The sequence below is a fragment of the Bacillus sp. 196mf genome (assembly GCF_003217275.1).
GTDB lineage: Bacteria > Bacillota > Bacilli > Bacillales > Bacillaceae_G > Bacillus_A > Bacillus_A thuringiensis_S.
Genome location: NZ_QJTG01000031.1, coordinates 12,597 through 33,172, shown reverse-complemented (window position 1 = coordinate 33,172; position 20,576 = coordinate 12,597). Strand labels below are relative to the sequence as shown.

The window sequence follows — 20,576 nt, the reverse complement described above, 5'->3', positions numbered from 1 at the left end:
GCTCATTCAACATTTCTTTAGACTTTCTTCATAAAAAATTTACATTGCTAACATTCCTTCATTTTCTATACTTCCTATATAAGCTAACCGCTGAAATAGTTAGTAATACAACTATGCATAACCACGCGTAGGTATATCCCTTCTTATCTACAATATAACCAAATAAAGCAGGCGCAACAATAATAGCAATTTGATTTAATGTAAGTGCAAAACTCACTGTCATCCCTACCGATTCTTCACTTGCTGATTCCGCAACTTCAGTTATAAAAAGACTAAACCATCCAATTGAAAAGAACCCTAACAATGCACTTACGCCATACAATACATTCGTTATTGTATGTATGCTCATTACTAATATTAGAATGAAGAAAATAGAAATACAAACAGTTATAAATAAGGGGGTACGCCTATTCCCCTTATAAAATAAATCACTAGTAGCTGCTAATATAACCCTACCAACCATTCCAGAAAAGAACATAACGGAAAATACTTTTCCAGCTAAAATTGGCGTGATTGATTGTTCCAATACTAAAAATTTTATAAAGTGTGCAACTAACACCATTTGCAATGAAATCATACAAATGCCAGTTATATAAATTGCATACAACTCTTTTTTACACATCACTTCTTTTAACTGCATCCAAAAAGAAAGTTTACTACGTTCTTGTTTAACTTTCTCTTGAATATATGGTTCCTTATAAAATATAAAAAATAAAAACCCTCCAATTATACAAATGCATGCAATGCTATTTACCGCATAGGCCATATTATATTTTATTGTAAGAAACGGGATCAATACTCCCGCTAATGTACCACCAATCGGTATACCGGCTTGTCTAATCCCCATCGCTAACCCGCGATTTTCTTTTGAGAACCACTTCATTATCACCTTACTTCCTCCTGGGTGCGAAACACTATAAAACGTTCCTACTAATAAAAGTACAAAGAGTAACCCATTAAATCCATTGACCATATTAGTCAGTAAAAACGAACCCCCTAGTAAAAATAAACTTATCGAAATTAACAACTTTTCATTGTATTGATCAAGTAGCCGCCCAACAAAAAGCATACAAAATAGCGGTCCTATATTTACAACACTTACTAACAATCCACTCTCCGTATTCGTAAGTGCATATTCTTCTTTCCAAAATAAAGCAAATGCTCCAATACCATACGTTATAAGTGTCGCTGTTGTTTGAGCAACTGTCGCAAAAATTAACATAACCCACTTATAAGTACCATTCATCCCTTCTTCCATTAACACAATAATCCCTCCATCCCCTTCCATTGTATGAAAGTTCTGATATCATATAAAATAAAGATTTATCATGTAATCCATCAAAAAAAATGATACCTTTTATGGAGGGATGATACTTGGATATAAAAGATTTAACTGTATTTTACGAAGTTGCGAAAGAAAAAAACATATCTCACGCAGCTAAAAATTTAAACTATGTACAGTCTGGCGTAACAATGCGTATGAAACAACTAGAAAACGAACTAGGTGTACCTTTATTTTACCGAAACGGAAAAGGTGTAACTTTAACTTCTAACGGTGAGATTTTATTAACATACGCTAAACAAATTATCCACTTAATGGATCAATCTATTAAAGCAGTTCAAAGTAATGAGATCGAACCAAGGGGCACTTTAAAAATTGGATGTACAGAATCTACAACAGCTGTAAGACTTCCATCTATATTAACGGCCTATTATGAGGAATACCCAAAAGTCGAATTGATTTTAGAATCAAATACGACGGAACAATTGATTAGACTTGTATTAGAACGAAAACTAGACGGGGCGTTTATCGCTGGAACCACTCAGCATGCTGAACTTCATACAAATATATTTCATGAAGAAGAATTAGTTCTCATTAGCAAAAAGCCTTTATCTTCCTTTAAAGACATAGGAGACATGAATTTACTTGCATTTAGTCACGGGTGCTATTATAGAAATTTATTAGAAGATTGGCTTCAAGAAGAAGGAATTTCACCTAAACGAGTATTAGAGTTTGGAACAATTGAAGCGATACTCGCATGTGTAAAATCAGGTATGGGCGTAGCAATTATGATGAAGTCTATTTTAAATGGTCATAAACATGACATATCATTCAATCCTTTGCCAAATAGCTTCAAAAAAGTTCCTACTACTTTTATTACTAGAAAAGATATATATCACTCTGCTGCATTACAAAAATTTATGGAGATGACTCTCAATGCGTGAAAAGAAAATACGTGGTATGAAACGAAAAACAAACACTATGATAAAGCGAATTGAGGAACATACAAAAACATTCCCTTCTACTTTCTATAACGATGAATATTGGAATATGCTATTGCCAGTTTCGCAAGCTTTTATTGCCTCTTGTAAAACACCTAGAAAAGTAAAACGATTGTGTATTCAAACCTTATTAAATCAAGCAAATCATTTAATAACTATGAAACCGAGCGATACACATACATATCGAGTTGTTGTTTTGATTTCTATAAATAATTTATGGGATTCGCAAATCATTATATTTAAAAATAAGGACTATTTTCATAATTTCTTTAATAGAAATAGTGAATTTCAAAAATGGATCCTTCTTTCAAATGAAATTGATTTTGGGGAGACATGGGAAATTTCAGTTTATCATTCCTTCCAAACACTTCGCTTTCAAGAAATTATTTATGATGAAGATGAATGCTATGAAAAAGAGATTCTGTTTATCGGGGAATTAAATTAAAAAGGGTATACCTAAAACACTGGTATACCCTTTTCCACTTATTTTTCCTTCAATACACTATGTAATCGATCCGGATAATTTGTAAACATTCCTGTAGCACCCCATTTGATTAACAGTCTCATATCTGGTTTCTCGTTAATTGTATAAGGGTGAATTAACAGTCCATTTTTCCTAGCCATTTTCATATATGACTCATCAATAATTAGTTCTCCGTTATCATTACGTAAGTTTGGTCCAATACCAGCTGCATACTTTTTAATTTCTTGAAAATCATCATTCGTTACACTTTTCGGTTCATGTGTAATGCCAGACCATTCGACAATTTCATTGTTTTCATTTGGATAATACCAAAGCAATTGAACTAACGGAATATTTTCATTCATACTATGAATCTTTTTCAAACTATCTTTACTAAATGATTGAATCATAACACGGCTAGAAGACATGTTTTGACCTACTAAATTATATTTTTGTAACAACGCCAACAATTTCTCTTCCATTCCTGGATACACATCTGGTGATTTTGTTTCAATATAATACTTCATACTTCTTCCATACTTTTGAAAAATTTCTTCAAGAGTTGGAACTTTTTGCCCAACATACTCTTGCTTAGCCTTTTCTGGATACGCTTTATTAAACCATGATCCTGCATCTAAACTCTTTATTTCGCTTAACGTTTTATCACGTACTTCGCCTGTTCCATTTGTAGTGCGATCAACCGCTGTATCATGCATTGCAATTAATTGGCCATCCTTTGTTAATTGAATATCTAACTCTAAATAATCCGCTTTCATTTTTTTCACTAAATCATAAGAAGCAAAAGTGTGCTCAGGTGCATGTCCACTTGCTCCGCGATGTGCAATATTTAAAAACTTATTCGTATTCCATTCATGCTTCCCTTCTGCTTTCGCATGAACAGCTCCCCCAGCAAAGATACTTCCCGTCATAAAGAAAATAACTAAAACGCTAATAATCTTTCTCATCCTTCTAATCCTTCCTACGTTGCAAATTTCAACAAGCTAATGAGATTTACACGAAATAGAAGACACACTTTCATTATTTTTATAAACCTATATTAAAATTCCACTCTTACAAATATACTTTCTCTATATTATTAATATAAAAAACTAGTATTATCCTATTTAATTCCTATAGCCCTCCTTTTCACATGTAACTCCCTATTTTGTACGGTTCATTCAATAAAAAAAGCCATAAATTATTTAGGCTACACTCCTGTATCCCTAAATAAATTTATGGCTTTTCTCAAATATCTCCGGCCTCTATTAACTTGTCGAATTTAATCATATCAAACCTATTGAAATTTGTGAATATTTTTTTCAGTACAGTGAAGTACATAAAACAATATGTCTGTAGTTACTTAAAAATCACATAATAAATTTCTTATTACCTCTTCCAATACTATATCTGGATTTACTACCGTTTTTTCCGAACGCCATCCGATAAAGCCATCTGGTCTAATTAATACAGCACCTCCATTCCCTATACCATATAATTTGCTAAAAATATCTTCTGGAGCAACAAAGTCTCCACTTAAGCCAACACGATACCCTTTTATATTTATTCCTAATTTGGCTGAAACAGTATGTGCTGCTTCAGCCCAAGAACTATTTTCTACTCTTGTAAGTAATACAAAACTGTTACCGAATAAGTCTAATATAGAAACTTCTTTCCCTTCATACGTTCCCCATAAATGTGGCGCTCGCGTTCCAGGTCTTCCGTTCAACTCTATGCTATCCATTCTATGTGGAGTGACTGAATTATCTATAATCGCCTCTGAACAATACTGATATCCAACTGTAACAGCTAAACCATCCATATTATTCAAACTGCCTTCCTCTCTATTCGCAGCACGAAACAGTAAACTACTTGCATAAGCTGTCGTTAATTTTGCAACAGAGTGTCTCTCTTCATGATATGTTTCTAACAGTTTTGGTTTTGCCTTCCCTTTTATAACAGCCGCTAATTTCCAAGCTAAGTTATGTGCATCTTGTATTCCTGTATTTGAACCAAGTCCTCCTGTTGGCGGCATAATATGTGCTGAATCTCCAACTAAAAAGGTTCGATTTTCTTGAAATTTCACCGCTGTACTTTCGGCCGCTTCCCACGGTAAAACACTTAATATTTCTGATTCAACATTTGTACTTCCAATTGCTATTTGAATAATTTGTTTACAACGTTCTATAGTGAAGTCCTCTAGCCCCTCTCCTTTTAATGGATCGTAGGCTACATGATAAATCCATTTTTTTACGTTATCAACCGGGATAAGTGCACCAAGAACCTCCGGATGAACTACCATCGAAAAACCGAATGCGTCTCCTTGTATAAACTCACTTAAGTCTGCTTCAAAATAAATATTCATATAATAGCCACCAATGGTTCCACGCCCCTCAGTTTTAATCCCTAACTGCTCACGTATTTTACTTTTCGCTCCATCTGCTGCAATTACATAGTCACAATGTATGACACTTTCTTTTTCTGTTTCACGATTTCGAATCTTTGCTTTTACCCCGTTTTCATTTTGTTCAAATGAAACTAATTCATGATAAAAAGATAGTTGCCCGCCTAGCATTTTCGCTTCTTGTAACATCATCTCTTCTAAAATAATTTGATAACACGCAGTTTGTTTTGATGGACTAATCTTTTCTATTTTTTGAAGTAACTCTTCATCGTTTCCGTATTGCGTCGCTCTCATTTGTTCCAATTCTTCTTTATTCGCCTCAGCTATTGTATGAACCGCTATTCTTCCTCGGCAGTTCTCTAATGCTTTACCTGCCAATTTAATTCTTTTTTCCAAGCCTAATTCTCGAAACAACTCCATTGTACGTAAAGTAAGACCGCCTGCTTTCGGATGAATGGCAGTAGACGGATGCCTTTCAATAAGTAAGTACTCAATGTTATGTTTTGCAAGAAATAACGCAGACGCTAACCCAGATAATCCCCCTCCAACAATTAAAACTGGTACATAATTCGATTTCATATATTTACCCTCCACATCATTGTTCTGAGCTCAGTGACATAAATATAATCAAAAAAACAACAAAGATATAGACTTATATTTCATTTTAAATTATCATATAGATAGATTACGCCCCAAATTACTTTTACTTTTTCATACATCTATAATCCACCTGAATTGTGTCTGTATGAAAGTGTAAAACAAAAGAACGTACTTTACGTTGAACCATGTTCTATCGTAAAAATCAAAAATAATACAAACATTATAAGCGATTGTAACCTTATGGATTATACAAGGTTACGACCGCTTATTTTATTGTTACATCATTTTTTGTTTTTAAAACCTCATCTATTGTGTTATGTAGTCCTTCCAATCCCTTTTCTATCTCCCTATAATTTTCAACAATAAAAAATTCATTCGTCTCGATTTTCTTTCTCAATATTGCACCTCATACAACAATCATGTAGCATTACCGTATCGAAGTAATGGTTCATCATCTTAAACCTTTCGACTAATTACCTGGAGGCAAAGTGATTGAAATGAATAAACAAGAACAATTAAATATTATAAAAAAAGATTTTATTGATTCTCAAAAAGTATTATTGGCAATTGGTGATGAAACGCGTCAAGCTATTTTATTAGTGCTAATGGAAACGGAATGTCAAACAGGATTACGTGTAGGAGAAATCACGAAGCAAACACACCTTTCCCGTCCAGCAGTATCACATCACCTTAAGATTTTACGAGAAGCTGGCATTATTTTAATGAGAAAAGAAGGTACAAAGAATTTTTATTATATTGATATACGTACAAAATTAGGTTTATTAAAAAATCTTGTATTAGATATTGAGAAGCTATTGCAAAACTTTTATTAAAACTTGGAGGTATAAGAAATGAAAGCAATGATAATTGATAGATATGGAAAAGTCCCAATGCGTATGGCAGAGGTACCTACTCCTGAAATAAATGAGTATGAAGCGCTCGCAGAAATTCATGCAGCTAGCATTAACCCAATTGATTTTAAAATACGCGACGGAAAAGTAAAAATGTTACTGAAATATGAAATGCCCCTAATCCTTGGTAACGACTTTGCCGGTGTCATCACGAAGGTTGGATCAAAAGTAACTCGTTTTAAAGTTGGTGATGAAATATATGCTCGTCCAAGAAAAAATAAGATTGGTACTTTCGCGGAGTATATAGCCATTCATGAAGATGATATAGCTTTAAAACCGAAAAATTTAAGTTTTGAGGAAGCTGCTTCGATTCCACTCGTTGGCTTAACATCATATCAAGCATTACATGACATCATGCAATTACAAAAAGGACAAAAGATTTTAATTCACGCCGGATCCGGTGGTGTTGGTACTTTCGCTATTCAGCTAGCAAAAATAATGGGTGCCATTGTTACAACGACTGCTAGTGAAGCTGGTGCGAATTTAGTAACGTCTCTTGGCGCAGATGAAATTATTAATTACAAAACAGAGAAATTTGAAGATATACTAAAAAATTATGATGCCGTATTTGATACAATCGGCGGTGCAACACTTGAAAAATCATTCAATATTATAAAAAGGGGAGGAAACATTGTTTCCGTTTCAGGCATGCCGAATGCTCGCTTCGGTAAAGAATTTGGTTCAGGATTCTTTAAAACTCTCTTATTTTCATTAGCCAGCAAAAAACTTACTGCACTTGAAAAAAAGCATAATGCTCAATATTCATTTTTATTTATGAAGCCAAGTGGGGATCAATTACGTACTATTGCAAACTATATTGAAGCTGGACAAATCAAACCTGTAATCGATCGAGTTTTTCCTTTTGAAGATGCGCAAAAAGCAATGGAATATTCAGAGTCTGGAAGAGCAAAAGGAAAAATAATTGTAAAAATTAAATAATAATAAAACCTCCATTTTTAAAAATGGAGGTTTTAAATTTGCTGTTAAATAGACATAGTACAATGAAGTCCTTACAATAGATTGCAAGGGGAAATATTGTATTATACTTTTAGTTAACTTTACAAAGAATACATACGTACAAATACATAATTTAAAATACAAAAAGGAGGAGATACAATGACTAAAAATAATGAAACAGGTTGGAATTTAGATAATAGTTATATGACTTTACCACAATCATTTTATACAGAAATCCCCCCTACTCCCGTAAGTTCACCGGAGTTAGTTAAACTAAACCATTCATTAGCGATATCTCTTGGCTTAACCCCTGAAGAACTGAAAAAGGAAGCTGAAATTGTCATTTTCGCTGGCAATGGACTTCCAGAAGGAGCTCATCCATTAGCTCAAGCATATGCTGGTCATCAATTCGGACATTTTAATATGTTAGGCGACGGTCGTGCTCTTTTAATTGGCGAACAAATTACTCCTTCAGGTGAGCGTTTCGATATTCAACTGAAAGGTTCTGGCCCTACTCCCTATTCACGTCGAGGAGATGGCCGTGCTGCACTCGGTCCGATGCTACGTGAATATATTATTAGTGAGGCAATGTATGCACTTGATATTCCGACTACTCGTAGTTTAGCTGTTGTCACAACTGGTGAACCTACATATCGTGAAACAAAATTACCTGGAGCAATTTTAACTAGAGTCGCTAGTAGTCATATACGGGTCGGTACATTTCAATATGCTGCAGCTCGTGGTTCAATAGAGGACCTGAAACCACTAGCTGACTATACGATAAAAAGGCATTACCCAGAAATTGAATCTCATAAAAACCGATATACTGCATTACTACAAGAAGTCATTAAAAGACAAGCCAGTCTTATCGCAAAATGGCAACTTGTTGGATTTATTCACGGCGTAATGAACACTGACAATATAACGATCAGTGGCGAAACAATTGATTACGGTCCTTGTGCATTTATGGACAATTACGACCAAGGAACCGTATTTAGCTCTATCGACACACAAGGTCGTTATGCATATGGAAATCAACCATATATGGCCGCATGGGATCTCGCACGACTAGCAGAATCTTTAATACCGATTCTGCACGAAGATGAAGAAGAAGCACTAAAAATCGCTCAAGACGAAATTTCGAAATTTAGCGTACAGTATGAAAACAATTGGTTCCTTGGAATGAAAAAGAAATTAGGACTATTTAGCAACGAAGAACAAGATCAATCACTTATTGAGCAACTTTTAAAAATGATGGAGAAATATAAAGCAGATTACACTAATACATTCCGTTCATTAACTCTTGATACGTTAGAAAATATCCCTCTATTCGATAGTCCTGAATTTAAAGAATGGTACAAACTGTGGCAATCTCGATTAGAAAAACAAGAAGAATCGAAAGAAAACGCCTACGAGATGATGAAAAATAATAACCCATCAATCATCCCGAGGAACCACCGTGTAGAAGAAGCACTAGAAGCAGCTGTTACAAATGACGACTATAGCGTAATGGAGAAACTTCTTGAAGCTTTATCAAATCCTTATGCGTATTCTACAGATCAAGAAGAATACTGCATTCCGCCTGCACCGACGAATCGCCCTTATCGTACTTTTTGTGGGACTTGATTAAAAATTTGTTTTTATTTTAACCCCAAATTTATTAAGTTAACTATTAATCACAAACTTAAAAGTTGCTTTCAATATTGAAAGCAACACATTTAGTATCCAACCTTAAACAAGTCACAAATTATAATTTGTGACTTGTTTAATTACCCACGTTCAATAGAAGGTTTGTTTTGCAGGCATCGTTGTATCTTCAGAGACAGCATATGGATTTTCATTAGGTTTTATAATTATAAACGTTCCACCATATCCACTGTGAGCTAATTTATTGCAAAGACCTTCTACCATAAAACCCCATAACTCCAGCTGCTATTCCCATTATAGATAATCCAAGTTTTTTCTTTATTTTAATGCTTCTTTTTCAAATATTCTCTTTTTTATTTCATAACTCATAAAAAAATACTTTTCTGCTTTTTCTATATTACCTACTTTATGAAACTCTAATGCCAGACTTTCAGTATATTCGTGAATATACTCCGATAAATTTTTTCTTTCAAAGTAAGAAAAACCTTCAAGAATAATTTTTTCTATTTTTTCTACCTCTAAATGCTGACAAAATCCCTTTAGAATTAAAAAGTGATATCTATATTCATCATTTTTTAATTCCTCACAAACCTTCAATCCACTTTCAATTAATTCCTTCGCTTTTTCTATTTCACCTAATTTATAATATTCTCTTGCCTCTAAAAAGATTGCCTTATAATGAGTAGGCATTTTTTTAGAAACCTCAGATAAGTGTCTAATTGCTAAAACTGAAAGATTTTGACTCGCATACAATAAACCTAAATTATGTCTGATTCTTAATACTAACATTTCTGCATCATTTTTTTGTAAAATGTTTATTGCTGACGCAATATATTCCTCACCTTTATCATGCTGCTTTAATTCCGAAAAAGATAATCCTAATATATTTTCGCACAGCGCTATGTTCACTTCATACCCTGCTTGTTTAACAAAGATATCTCTTGCCTTTGAAGCGTATTCAATAGCTGAATATGCGTAATGCAAGTGGTATTTTAATATAGCAACTCTATAATTAAACTCTGCATATTCAATTTCATCTGAAATATGCTCTAATAACCCTTCAGCTTTTTCAAAATAGTTGCTAGCTTCACTATAATTAGTAAGAATTGTATAATGAATGGCTTTGAATAAATAATAATAATAATTAGAATATTCATCATTTGGTTTAGGCAATGCATCTATTTTATCAAAAGCTTTTTTCAAATTACCTAAACCATCTATTAGCACTTTATATCGAAATTCTAACAGATAATAGTGAAATGAAACCTTTATATCTGATTCGATAATATAAAGCTTTTTATCGATCTCTTCTTTTAATTTTTTTGCTTCACTTATACGTTGAGCTCTAATATCTCGATACCAATCATTCAGCATCTTATTAATTAATTCATTGCCAGTGATTTGTATATTCATCAAATCCACTCTCCTTCTTTTAATTATCATAAAAATAACATAATTCGATTATTTATATCTATCTATATATATATTTCTCAACAATTGAACGAAATTCATTCACTGAATTTTGTTCAATATTTTAATAGACCCGCTGTAAATATGAATACTTTTTCTTATAACCTCTGAATATGAGTATCCTTAAAATCCGTCTCATATTTCAATCCATATCCAAACATTCGATCCATTCCAATATGTGCTGTCCATATTAAGCCAATCATTATAACGATATCCATCTTAAAATAGACACCTATTAGAACAATTAATATGGATATGATATATGTGTGACATACATTATATATTTTCGCACCAACGTGATTATTAATCCCATATGCTAACATTGATAGATCCGGCGCTAAAAGGAATACAAAAAATATAATCCAACTAAACTCATATATCGAATACATATAAATCATGGCTAAAAATACAACCATTCCTTCAAAATGTACAATACGTTTTTGCATTATTTATCATTCCTATTTTTCTATATTTATTGATACATTTTCATCGCTGAAAGTATTCTTTGTATTTTTTGACCAGATGGTTGCTAATATTGGCCCTGCAATGTTATGCCATACTGCCGCTAATACACTTGGGAGTGCAGCAACCGGTCCAAAATGTGCTGTCGCCAGCGCAACACCTAAACCTGAATTTTGCATTCCTACTTCTATTGAAATAGCCCTTCTTGTCCCTTCGTCTAGTCCAAGTACGAACGCAGTTATATATCCGAGCAAAAAACCGAAAGCATTATGGAGCATCACCGCAATAAAGATAAGAAGTCCTGAAGAAGTAATGCTACTTACATTTGCTGAAACAACTGCAGAAACAATTATGATAATTGCTACAACTGATATTAAAGGAATAACAGTCATTCCTTTATTAACGATATGAGGGAAAAACTTTTTCACTACTAGTCCTAAAATAATAGGCACAATAATGACTTGTACGATAGAAAGAAACATGGACATAGCATTTACTGGCATCCATTGCCCTGCAAGTAATAGTAGAATGAGCGGTGTAGCAATTGGTGCTAGTAACGTTGATACTGAAGTCATTGCAATAGACAACGCTAAGTTCCCTTTTGCTAAATAAACCATAACATTTGATTCAGTGCCACCCGGTACTGAACCGAGCAACACTAACCCAGCTGCTAATTCCGCTGGCAGATTCATAACGTAGGCTAGTACGTATGCGACAAGTGGCATAATAATAAACTGAGCACATACACCGATAATAACTGGTAATGGTTTTGTAGCTATGATTTTGAAATCAACAGCCTTCAATGTTAATCCCATCCCAAACATGACAACCCCAAGTAAAATCGTTATGTAACTAGTTAACCCGAGAAATGGCGCGGGAATGAAATATGCAACAGCTGCAATACAAATAACCCAAAATGCAAAATACTTTCCAGCTATATTACTTATCGCTTCTAGTACTTTCATCCACTCAGCCCCTATCTTTTAATTGAAACACCTTTTTCGGATTCAAAATATTTTGCGGATCAAGAACTTTCTTTATTTTCTCCATTACAAATAATGCCGCCCCATGTTCTTCTTCTTGATACTTTCGTTTCCCGATTCCAACGCCATGTTCTCCTGTACACGTTCCTCCTCGTTTAAGAGCATACAGAACGATACTTTCGTTTATTTCGTCCGCCTTCTTTACTTCCTGTTTATCATTTGTGTCAATCATTAAGAGTACATGGAAATTCCCATCTCCAACATGACCTAGAATACCGCCAATAAGCCCTACTTTATCTAATACCTCTTTCGCATGTTGAATCGCTCCAGCTAATTCCGAAATTGGCACACATACGTCTGTACTCATTAGCTTTTTACCAGGATAACTATGCACGTAAGAGTACGCTAAGTTATGTCTTGCATCCCACAGTTTATTTCTCGCTGCTGTTTCCGTCTCAAACGTAATTTCTATACATTTATGATCAAGAACGATTTCTTTCGTAAATTCAATATCTTGCTTTAATCCTGCTTCATTGCCGTGAAACTCTAAAAACAGTGTCGGTTCTTCTCTGTAACTTGTTTCATTGTAATAATTTACTTGTTTCATAGATAATTCATCAACGAGTTCAATTCTCGCGATTGGAATACCTGCTTGTAATATGTTAATTACAACTTCTACTGCATCATTTATAGTTGGAAACGATGCCCTCGCAGCCATAACATGTTCTGGTATACCGTATACTTTTAAAGTTAACTCCGTGAAACATCCAAGTGTTCCTTCTGATCCTACGAAAATACCATTTAAATGATAACCTGATGATGACTTCGCCGCTAAATTCCCGGTATGTATTACTCCTCCATCAGCAAGAACGACTTCTAAATCTCGAACTTGATCACGCATTACACCATACTTTACCGCTGTCGTTCCGCTCGCATTTGTAGCAGCCATTCCTCCTAACGTTGCATCAGCTCCTGGGTCTACACTAAAAAATAATCCATACTTTTTCAATTCTTTATTAAGCTGAGAGCGCGTCACCCCTGGCTGTACTCTCACAAGAAAATCCTTTTCTCTTATTTCAAATATTTTGTTCATAAGAGAAAAGTCCATTGTAATTCCTTTTTCGTAAGGAATTACATGTCCCTCTAAACTGGATCCTACTCCAAATGGAACGACAGCTGTTCCGTGCTGACTCGCTATTTTCATTATCGTGCTAACTTCTTCGGTCGTTTTTGGAAAAACAACTACATCAGGTAAACTACTAACGTGGTAAGATTCATCTTTACTATGTAACTCTCGTACTGTCATATTTATTACTACTCGATCTTCAGGAAGTATGCCTCTTAATTCATTTACTACATGTTCAATTGTTATTTCCATAATCAACTCTCCTTTTTAATTTTAAAACAAGTATACCATCTTTATACAAAATAATTAGAAAAATAAGATTATTTAACCTGAACATACAAAAAAGAACCCGCAGCACACGCTACAAGTTCTTTTTCACTACATTTTAAACGATTTCTTTATTAACAACATAAACCAAATTAAAGTAACTGCCATCAACGAATGAGAAAACCCTACAATATAAGTTAACCCTTTAAAGTCAGCTCCATTTAACTGAAGAAGCCCTCTCACTGCTAGCGAACCTAACATTAATGTTAATGCAATGTTATGTAAAACAAACCACTTATTAAACCCTTTCACTTCATGAAACGCGAATACTTTTGCTAATCCTAAAGCAATTAAAAAGAAGAAAAAGCCAAGTACAAGTGTATGTGTATGCAAAAGATTTAACAAAGTAGATCCTAAAATCCCTTTATACTTACCATACTCCCTAGCGAAAATCCCTGATAATAAACCGATAATCAAATACGTAAACGATGCATTATATAATTTCTTCATTATGTACCTCCTTGAGTAGAATGTGTAGTGTGTCATATTTAGTAATAATGATAGTTGTATAATAAAAACTCCTAGTCACCTAGGAGTCATTGTATAAGTATCTCACTCTTTACAATCAATCCTAATTATAAAATATCTCTCTATACAAAACAAACGAACTTTATGTGAACAAACACCCCCATTAAAATATGTTGCACTTTTGTTTTACACAATCCATACTAATTGTTATAACTTTTTAAAGGTGGTGTAATAATTGATAGTTCTTGAAACCGAACGTCTAAATCTTCGTTGGTTTGATATAAAAGACGCTTCTTTTATTCTTGAGTTAGTAAACGATCCTGCATGGATTCAGTTTATCGGTGACAAAGGGGTTAGAAACTTAGAAGATGCAAAAAATTATATTGTAAACGGTCCCATCGATATGTATAACAAACTCGGATTTGGCCTTTACTTAGTAGAACGAAAAGAAGATCTCACTCCACTTGGTATGTGTGGCCTTATTAAAAGAGATTCATTAGAAGACGTTGATATCGGATTTGCCTTTTTAGAAACATTCCGTTCAAAAGGATATGGCTACGAGTCAGCTTCTGCAATAATCGAATACGGTGTACAAAAGCTCGGCATGAAACGAATTGTAGCAATTACTTCTATAGATAACATCGCCTCAGGAAAGCTTTTAGAAAAAGTAGGATTACGCTTTGAGAAAATCATTTCAGGGTCTGGAGAAGATTTAAAATTATTTGGGTATAACGCATAGTAAAGAAGGTCGCCGTGAATGGCGACCTTCTTTACTATTTTATTGATTTTGTAATACTATTTTTAGTTACATCATAGTTGCATCAATTCTTGTGATTACTAATATCCCTTTCACATCAAATTTTTGGAACTTTATAGAAATAAAACTTCTACTTTCAAATAAATTATATTAATATATTAAACAAAGGAAGTGAGAATAAATGGATCAACCACTATTTTTGTTAGCTCTTCAATTCATTGCATTTGTATTAATCATTTGTATCGTATATGGAATCTTGTACAATACCGTATTAAATTTAAATATGCCTAAATGGACTGCACATATGGTAGCTACGGTCTTTTCCCTTGGTATTGCCTATCAAGCTTTTATAAATTTCATTTGAAAAACTTTTGTAGCATTTACTTCTACAAATATTGTTGATGCAGTAAAATTTGCAAAAAAAGTAGAATTGCAATTTGAGAGGATTATTTCAAGATCAGGAAATGTAACCATTTTTTATAAAGTCTGTCTAGCGCAAAATAGTGATGAAGTTATTTCCGCTGAAAATGTGTTTGCATAACAAGGAATGAATTTAATTGATCCTGCAAAAATTTTATTTTAATTCTGGTTCTATTGTTTGAAATCGTTCTAGGGTACCATTTGTGTGGACTTTAAAAATTTTCATTTGCGCACCAAAATATTGCGTTAAGTAAAATGTATCACCAGTTATTAAATTTCCAATCTTCCAATCAGGTTGATATGTACTTTCCTTGGAACTTTCTAAATCCCCGTTCATTATTAAATCGATATATAATGTAGATGAACTACGCAACATTTTCGTTAAAGATAGTCTATCAACCTCTAACTATCTAATGAACTCAAGTAAACGCATCTTCAGTCATTTTAAGAGGTACAAAAGGCACCCTTTCGGGTGCCTTTTGTATAAAAATTCCAATTTTTTATATTCGATACCAACCACGAACCTTTTTAAAATAATAGTATCATTATGTCTCCTTTTTAGAGATTATTTTTAATTACCTTGAATTTTTTGCACCAGAACCGGAAAATCCCTGACTACTCGAAATATCAACTATCAAGTGCTAATATTCAATAACGCGTACTGAAAATGATTAAACATTTTTATAAACCAGCGGAACGTTTAAGAAATCAATTTTTCTCTTATCGAAATTTAATTAGCTTACAGTAATACAGTGGTCATATATTTTTAAGAATAACGGAAGAATATATAGAAATTGCTACAGAAATGTGAAGTTTAATTAATTTAGGAGGAACAAACTTGTTTAATCAGCTTGTAAAAATCATACCGAATTTATTTACGATTGGAAATTTATTGTGCGGCGTTTTCTCAATCACCTTGAATATGAATGAATATTTGGGAGTAGCCTCCATTTTCATTTTCTTTTCAGCTGTTTTAGATTTTCTTGATGGAAGAATTGCGAGAAAATTAAAAGTGAACAGTGAGTTTGGCGTAGAATTGGATTCCTTAGCTGATATTGTTAGTTTCGGCGTCGCTCCTGCGCTTTTATTTCATACGATAGCAACACCTTCTATTTTAACTTCTTTGGCATTTATCCTATTCCCAACAATGGGTGCTTTAAGATTAGCTAAATTTAGTATTAAACCAACTATTGGATATTTTAAGGGATTACCTATTCCAGCTGCAGGATTATCATTGGCTGGTATGGCATTGTTTTCATATAGTAATGCATGGATTACTTTAATCCTCGCCCTCTTAATGGTAAGTCCCATTAGGTTTAAAAAATTTTAATTAAGGTCACGCCCAACGCCATTAAGGAGCATCTCAAATGGATTTAACGCATCAATAAGTATAAAAAAGCGGGACAATAATATTAAATTAGGTGCCCTTCGTAAAAATTAAAACCTTGTATTTATGGCTATTGGGTTAATCCATCGATATGTTATTCTGAAACGTCAATCCACTTTTAACAGGAGCTCCCTTTATCAAGAGAGCTCCTGTTCTTATTTCTTCTTCTTTTCTGTCGGTTGGCTTTGTTTAGCAAAATTAGATGAATCATCAAAATTCGGTTGCTTTTTACCAGCATTATTACTTCTACCTTTTCCCATATGTAATGCACCTCCCCTCCCCCTTACTATTCCCAATAAAAAAATTCTCTTGCATCCAAGAGAATTTTTGATTGGGTTCTTATTGATAATACCTAAGTACTTCCAACACTGCCATTCGATAAAAGATGGATCCAATGTCAAATTCTTTAATGCTGAAACAAACATTACATTTTCATATTTAACTGGATAATCAATTAATAATCCTAATGTATTTCCTGAAGCTGCAACAATTATGCTTTCCTTGTCTAACACGTCATCTATAACTTCTTTTAATTATTCTTACCTGTCATATAATATTTTCCTACGCGTTGAGATTGCATGTTGTATAAGGAAGCCCTTCTTTTTTCCATGCAATAAATCCCCCCTTTAAATTCACTACTTCCTTTATACCAGCTTTTTGTAAAATGCTAGCTGCTATAGCTGAACGCAACCCGGTTCGACATTGTAAAACTATTGGGCAATCTTTTGGTATAGAATCTATCTTCTCAAATAGATTACCTAAAGTAATATGTATTGCATCATGAAGGTGTCCTTCCTCCCACTCTTTTTTACTACGCACATCGATAACCTTAACACTTCTATCTTTTATATGCCGATATAATTCAATTGATGTTTTTTCCTTGTAACTTTCTAATATATCAAATTTTTTTATTACTTTTAAAGGTACAAAAGCAACAATATTATCTAGCCCAATAGATTCAAAGTCCCTAATGACTTCCTCCACTTTAACCTTTTCCTCATCTAGAATGATTAAAGTCTCTGTTTTATAATCTAGTAACCATCCACACCAAGTTGTAAAAGAATTGTTATAAGGTATGTTAATTGATTTTTCAATGTGACCAGAAGCAAAACTCTCTACATCCCTTATATCAACTATTTGCTGAACACTCCTCATAACTTCTTGGAGTTCTTCTACTGTATTAATAGTAGTAATCTTTCTCTTCTTACGAATTGGAGGACCATACTTATTTAAATTCTTCATTAATGAAAAATACTTTGGAGGCTCTGGCTGTCCCGTCAATAAAATCGATACAAAATCACTTTCTTCATTACATTGAAATACCCAATTGAACATCTTTTCATAACCTAATGTAGAAGTTGGAATTGCTCCTAATGCTTTTCCGCATGCGCTTCCTGCACCATGTGATGGCCATATTTGCAAATAATCAGGGAGTATTTTTACTTTTTGTATAGAATCAAATAATTGTTTCGCTCCTATTTGTGCTGTATCTTTCATACCAACAGCTGTTTCTAATAAATCAGGTCTTCCTATATCTCCTACAAATATAAAGTCACCTGTGAAAATCCCTATCGGTTTATCATTCGTAAAATTATTTTGACTTGTATCAGTTACTAAAAAAGAGATACTTTCAGGCGTATGCCCTGGGGTGTGAATTACATTAAATTTTATATGACCTACTTTAAACTCTGTGCCTTCATTAACTAATTTGTATCGAACTTCGTTAAGATATTGATATTTCCAATCACAATCTCCTTCATCAGATACATATAAATTTGCATGATAAAGATAAGAAAGTTCTCTAGACCCAGAAAGAAAATCGGCATGAATATGAGTCTCAGCCGCAGCAATTACTTCCATCCCCTCTTTCTTAGCAAATTCTATATATTGTTCTATATAGCGGCTAGGATCAATAACAATTGCTACGCCTTCCTTCTGACAACCAACTAAATAGGAAGCATGAGCTAATTTTTCATCATAAAAATATTTTAAAAGCATAACTATTCCCTCCGAATACTTATTTCAAATTACTTTTCAATTTTTACAACTACTCTCTATCTTTCCTTACATAATCCCTTTCAACATTAAATTCCAATACATATATGGCAACATATATCTTTTAAGTAAAAACATACTATACCGTTCTTTCGCTTGATTAAATGGAAACGTTTCTTGTGGCTCATGTTCATAGTTAAATTCAGCGAGTATAAGACTTTTATATCCTGTAACAATCGGACATGATGTATATCCATCATATTTAGCCTGCAAGTCTCTTCCGTTAAGTACGTCCATAATATTTTGTTTTAAGACAGGTATTTGCTTTCGAATTGCTGCTCCAGTTTTAGAGGTAGGTAAATTGGTACAATCTCCAAGTCCGAAAATATTCTTATACTGTACATGCTGCAAAGTATAAGGACTTATATCTACCCAGCCCTGATGATCACTTATCTCACTTTCTTTGATAAAGTTAGGTGGTCCCATTGGTGGAACAACATGTATCATACTATATGGTACTGTTTCTCTTTTCATTGTTTGCATATCTTCAAAAATTGCTTCTCTTTTTTCAGCGATAATCTCTACTAAGTTTTTATTATAGTTCGTTATAATTTGCTTTCTTTCTAGTACTTGTTCTAAAGTATTTGCATATCGCGGAACCTGAAAGATGTTACTGTTTGCAGAATAAAACATTACTTCACTTCTGTTTCTTACACCACTATTACAAAAATACTCCTCTGCTAAATACATAATTTTTTGTGGAGCACCACCGCATTTAATAGGAGTATTAGGGTGGGTAAAAAGCGCATTTCCTCCTTTAAATTTTTCGATTTCTCTCCAAGTAGAATCAACATATGTATAAGAATAATTGCTACATACCCCATTAGTCCCAATAGATTCTTTTAAGCCTTTAATACCTTCCCAATTTATTTGTATACCAGCTGCTACAATAAGAATTTCATACTCAAGCAGCAGTCCGTCATCTAACAGTATCTTATTTTCATCCGGAAATAACTTAACAACACTTTTAGGGATCCACGTTGCCCCTTTTGGAATAAGCGATTCTTGATCACGCATTGTACTTTCCTTTGAAACAATTCCTCCCCCCACTAAACTCCATAGTGGCTGAAAATAATGTTTTTTTGACGGATCAATAATCGCTATACTTTCTTTCAATAGGGGGATATTTCTTAATAAATGTGCAGTAGAAGATATTCCTGCAGTCCCAGCACCAATTACAATAATTTTATAAGTATCTCTGGTCTTCATTATCCTCTTCCTATCTAAAATTGATTTTTAAATTAACTAATTAGTAGCCATTTTTTCATCGTAGTAACATTATTATAAGTTAAAAACATCATAGATTTATCTGATTTAAATGAAAATTTTGTTAATTTCACCATCAACATTACTATATGCGTAAATCCCCTATGTTACTTCCATATTTTAGTTTTAATATTAAAACTATATATTTTTATATAAAATAAAAAATATATTAAAATACTTTTCATGAATCCGGATAAGTAATGTTTAAAAAACAACATCTAACATCTTAGATGTTACAATAAGCAAATTCACATACTTCACAAATATGAAAAGTATTAAATATCACTTAAGTTTCGTTACTTTTTTTCTGTATATATTGATAAAAAATTGTGAAATTTTATCGCATTATGCAAGACATTTAATATCAAATATATTACTTTTACTATGAACTAAATGTGTTTATAGGAAGTGTATAGATAAATAAAGTGCTAAATTGACTCTTATGCAGTAATGACTGTTTAATTTATCTAAAAATTGAAAAAATATGTGTAGATATATATCATTTAAAATACATATATAATTAATTTTAATTTTCCGACACGTTTTTCACATAGTTCTTAAACCAGTTTTTTGCGTGCATTATGAAAAAAATT

The 20,576-nt window shown here is 33.2% G+C and carries 22 protein-coding genes; 8 read left to right on the top strand and 14 right to left on the bottom strand.

Annotated features, from left to right (window positions below):
* Positions 1 to 58: 58 nt before the first annotated feature.
* Positions 59 to 1,288, bottom strand: coding sequence for an MFS transporter (locus ATL10_RS26235; RefSeq protein WP_065229152.1), 1,230 nt, complete (start codon positions 1,286 to 1,288; stop codon positions 59 to 61).
* Between the two features lie 86 nt (positions 1,289 to 1,374).
* Here ATL10_RS26235 and ATL10_RS26230 point away from each other — a divergent pair, with 86 nt between their 5' ends.
* A complete protein-coding gene (locus ATL10_RS26230; protein ID WP_097924140.1) occupies positions 1,375 to 2,226 on the top strand; it encodes a LysR family transcriptional regulator in 852 nt (283 codons plus the stop codon).
* The gene (locus tag ATL10_RS26225) at positions 2,219 to 2,728 is read left to right on the top strand and encodes a DUF3916 domain-containing protein (protein WP_097924138.1); all 510 of its coding nucleotides are present in this window, start codon (positions 2,219 to 2,221) and stop codon (positions 2,726 to 2,728) included. Before ATL10_RS26230 ends, ATL10_RS26225 begins: the two co-directional genes overlap by 8 nt.
* A gap of 38 nt (positions 2,729 to 2,766) precedes the next feature.
* Here ATL10_RS26225 and ATL10_RS26220 read toward each other — a convergent pair whose 3' ends face one another.
* The 3 genes from ATL10_RS26220 to ATL10_RS32005 form a co-directional block, all read right to left on the bottom strand.
* Positions 2,767 to 3,711 (bottom strand): glycerophosphodiester phosphodiesterase, encoded by a 945-nt coding sequence (locus ATL10_RS26220; protein ID WP_001226340.1) that lies wholly within the window; start codon positions 3,709 to 3,711, stop codon positions 2,767 to 2,769.
* Positions 3,712 to 4,106: 395 nt separating this feature from the next.
* A complete protein-coding gene (locus tag ATL10_RS26215; RefSeq protein WP_098835875.1) occupies positions 4,107 to 5,726 on the bottom strand; it encodes an FAD-dependent oxidoreductase in 1,620 nt (539 codons plus the stop codon).
* Between the two features lie 286 nt (positions 5,727 to 6,012).
* Entirely contained in the window at positions 6,013 to 6,144 is a 132-nt protein-coding gene (locus ATL10_RS32005; protein WP_001227549.1) for a hypothetical protein, read from the bottom strand.
* 91 nt (positions 6,145 to 6,235) lie between these two features.
* On the opposite strand from ATL10_RS32005, the gene ATL10_RS26210 reads away from it, so the two are divergent.
* The 3 genes from ATL10_RS26210 (at position 6,236) to ATL10_RS26200 (ending at position 9,241) form a co-directional block, all read left to right on the top strand.
* Positions 6,236 to 6,580: an ArsR/SmtB family transcription factor gene (locus tag ATL10_RS26210; protein WP_000571870.1), complete on the top strand. Its 345-nt coding sequence runs from the start codon at positions 6,236 to 6,238 to the stop codon at positions 6,578 to 6,580.
* An 18-nt stretch (positions 6,581 to 6,598) separates the two neighbouring features.
* Positions 6,599 to 7,597 carry an NADP-dependent oxidoreductase gene (locus ATL10_RS26205; protein WP_110497825.1) on the top strand — a complete coding sequence of 333 codons (999 nt, stop codon included), beginning with the start codon at positions 6,599 to 6,601 and terminating at the stop codon, positions 7,595 to 7,597.
* A gap of 177 nt (positions 7,598 to 7,774) precedes the next feature.
* Complete coding sequence (locus tag ATL10_RS26200; protein ID WP_110497823.1) at positions 7,775 to 9,241, top strand: protein adenylyltransferase SelO; 1,467 nt, start codon at positions 7,775 to 7,777, stop codon at positions 9,239 to 9,241.
* Between the two features lie 153 nt (positions 9,242 to 9,394).
* Here the strand turns inward: ATL10_RS26200 and ATL10_RS32000 are convergent, their stop codons facing one another.
* From ATL10_RS32000 to ATL10_RS26170, 6 genes are all read right to left on the bottom strand, one after another.
* Complete coding sequence (locus ATL10_RS32000) at positions 9,395 to 9,526, bottom strand: hypothetical protein (RefSeq protein ID WP_000229164.1); 132 nt, start codon at positions 9,524 to 9,526, stop codon at positions 9,395 to 9,397.
* A 54-nt stretch (positions 9,527 to 9,580) separates the two neighbouring features.
* Positions 9,581 to 10,675, bottom strand: a complete 1,095-nt coding sequence (locus ATL10_RS26190; RefSeq protein WP_001025499.1) for a response regulator aspartate phosphatase — start codon at positions 10,673 to 10,675, stop codon at positions 9,581 to 9,583.
* Positions 10,676 to 10,830: 155 nt separating this feature from the next.
* Positions 10,831 to 11,178: a DUF4260 domain-containing protein gene (locus tag ATL10_RS26185; RefSeq protein WP_072939279.1), complete on the bottom strand. Its 348-nt coding sequence runs from the start codon at positions 11,176 to 11,178 to the stop codon at positions 10,831 to 10,833.
* Between the two features lie 12 nt (positions 11,179 to 11,190).
* Entirely contained in the window at positions 11,191 to 12,159 is a 969-nt protein-coding gene (locus tag ATL10_RS26180; RefSeq protein ID WP_110497821.1) for a bile acid:sodium symporter family protein, read from the bottom strand.
* Between the two features lie 4 nt (positions 12,160 to 12,163).
* Entirely contained in the window at positions 12,164 to 13,555 is a 1,392-nt protein-coding gene (locus tag ATL10_RS26175; protein ID WP_097924137.1) for an FAD-binding oxidoreductase, read from the bottom strand.
* 126 nt (positions 13,556 to 13,681) lie between these two features.
* Positions 13,682 to 14,080 carry a DUF2871 family protein gene (locus ATL10_RS26170; protein WP_016512487.1) on the bottom strand — a complete coding sequence of 133 codons (399 nt, stop codon included), beginning with the start codon at positions 14,078 to 14,080 and terminating at the stop codon, positions 13,682 to 13,684.
* Between the two features lie 253 nt (positions 14,081 to 14,333).
* Here ATL10_RS26170 and ATL10_RS26165 point away from each other — a divergent pair, with 253 nt between their 5' ends.
* Positions 14,334 to 14,837: a GNAT family N-acetyltransferase gene (locus ATL10_RS26165; RefSeq protein WP_016512486.1), complete on the top strand. Its 504-nt coding sequence runs from the start codon at positions 14,334 to 14,336 to the stop codon at positions 14,835 to 14,837.
* Positions 14,838 to 15,036: 199 nt separating this feature from the next.
* On the top strand, positions 15,037 to 15,219 hold the full coding sequence (locus ATL10_RS26160) for a hypothetical protein (RefSeq protein WP_071714626.1): 183 nt from the start codon (positions 15,037 to 15,039) through the stop codon (positions 15,217 to 15,219).
* A gap of 210 nt (positions 15,220 to 15,429) precedes the next feature.
* On the opposite strand, the gene ATL10_RS26155 is transcribed toward ATL10_RS26160, so the two are convergent.
* On the bottom strand, positions 15,430 to 15,612 hold the full coding sequence (locus ATL10_RS26155) for a DUF5065 family protein (protein WP_043352867.1): 183 nt from the start codon (positions 15,610 to 15,612) through the stop codon (positions 15,430 to 15,432).
* Between the two features lie 501 nt (positions 15,613 to 16,113).
* Between ATL10_RS26155 and pssA the strand changes: the two genes are divergently transcribed.
* The gene (gene pssA / locus ATL10_RS26150; RefSeq protein WP_071714627.1) at positions 16,114 to 16,605 is read left to right on the top strand and encodes a CDP-diacylglycerol--serine O-phosphatidyltransferase; all 492 of its coding nucleotides are present in this window, start codon (positions 16,114 to 16,116) and stop codon (positions 16,603 to 16,605) included.
* 212 nt (positions 16,606 to 16,817) lie between these two features.
* On the opposite strand, the gene ATL10_RS31995 is transcribed toward pssA, so the two are convergent.
* The 3 genes from ATL10_RS31995 to ATL10_RS26130 form a co-directional block, all read right to left on the bottom strand.
* Positions 16,818 to 17,174, bottom strand: coding sequence for a hypothetical protein (locus ATL10_RS31995; protein WP_225988587.1), 357 nt, complete (start codon positions 17,172 to 17,174; stop codon positions 16,818 to 16,820).
* A 49-nt stretch (positions 17,175 to 17,223) separates the two neighbouring features.
* Positions 17,224 to 18,660 carry an MBL fold metallo-hydrolase gene (locus tag ATL10_RS26135; protein WP_110497819.1) on the bottom strand — a complete coding sequence of 479 codons (1,437 nt, stop codon included), beginning with the start codon at positions 18,658 to 18,660 and terminating at the stop codon, positions 17,224 to 17,226.
* Between the two features lie 66 nt (positions 18,661 to 18,726).
* Positions 18,727 to 19,926: an FAD/NAD(P)-binding oxidoreductase gene (locus ATL10_RS26130; protein ID WP_061661125.1), complete on the bottom strand. Its 1,200-nt coding sequence runs from the start codon at positions 19,924 to 19,926 to the stop codon at positions 18,727 to 18,729.
* Positions 19,927 to 20,576: the final 650 nt, after the last annotated feature.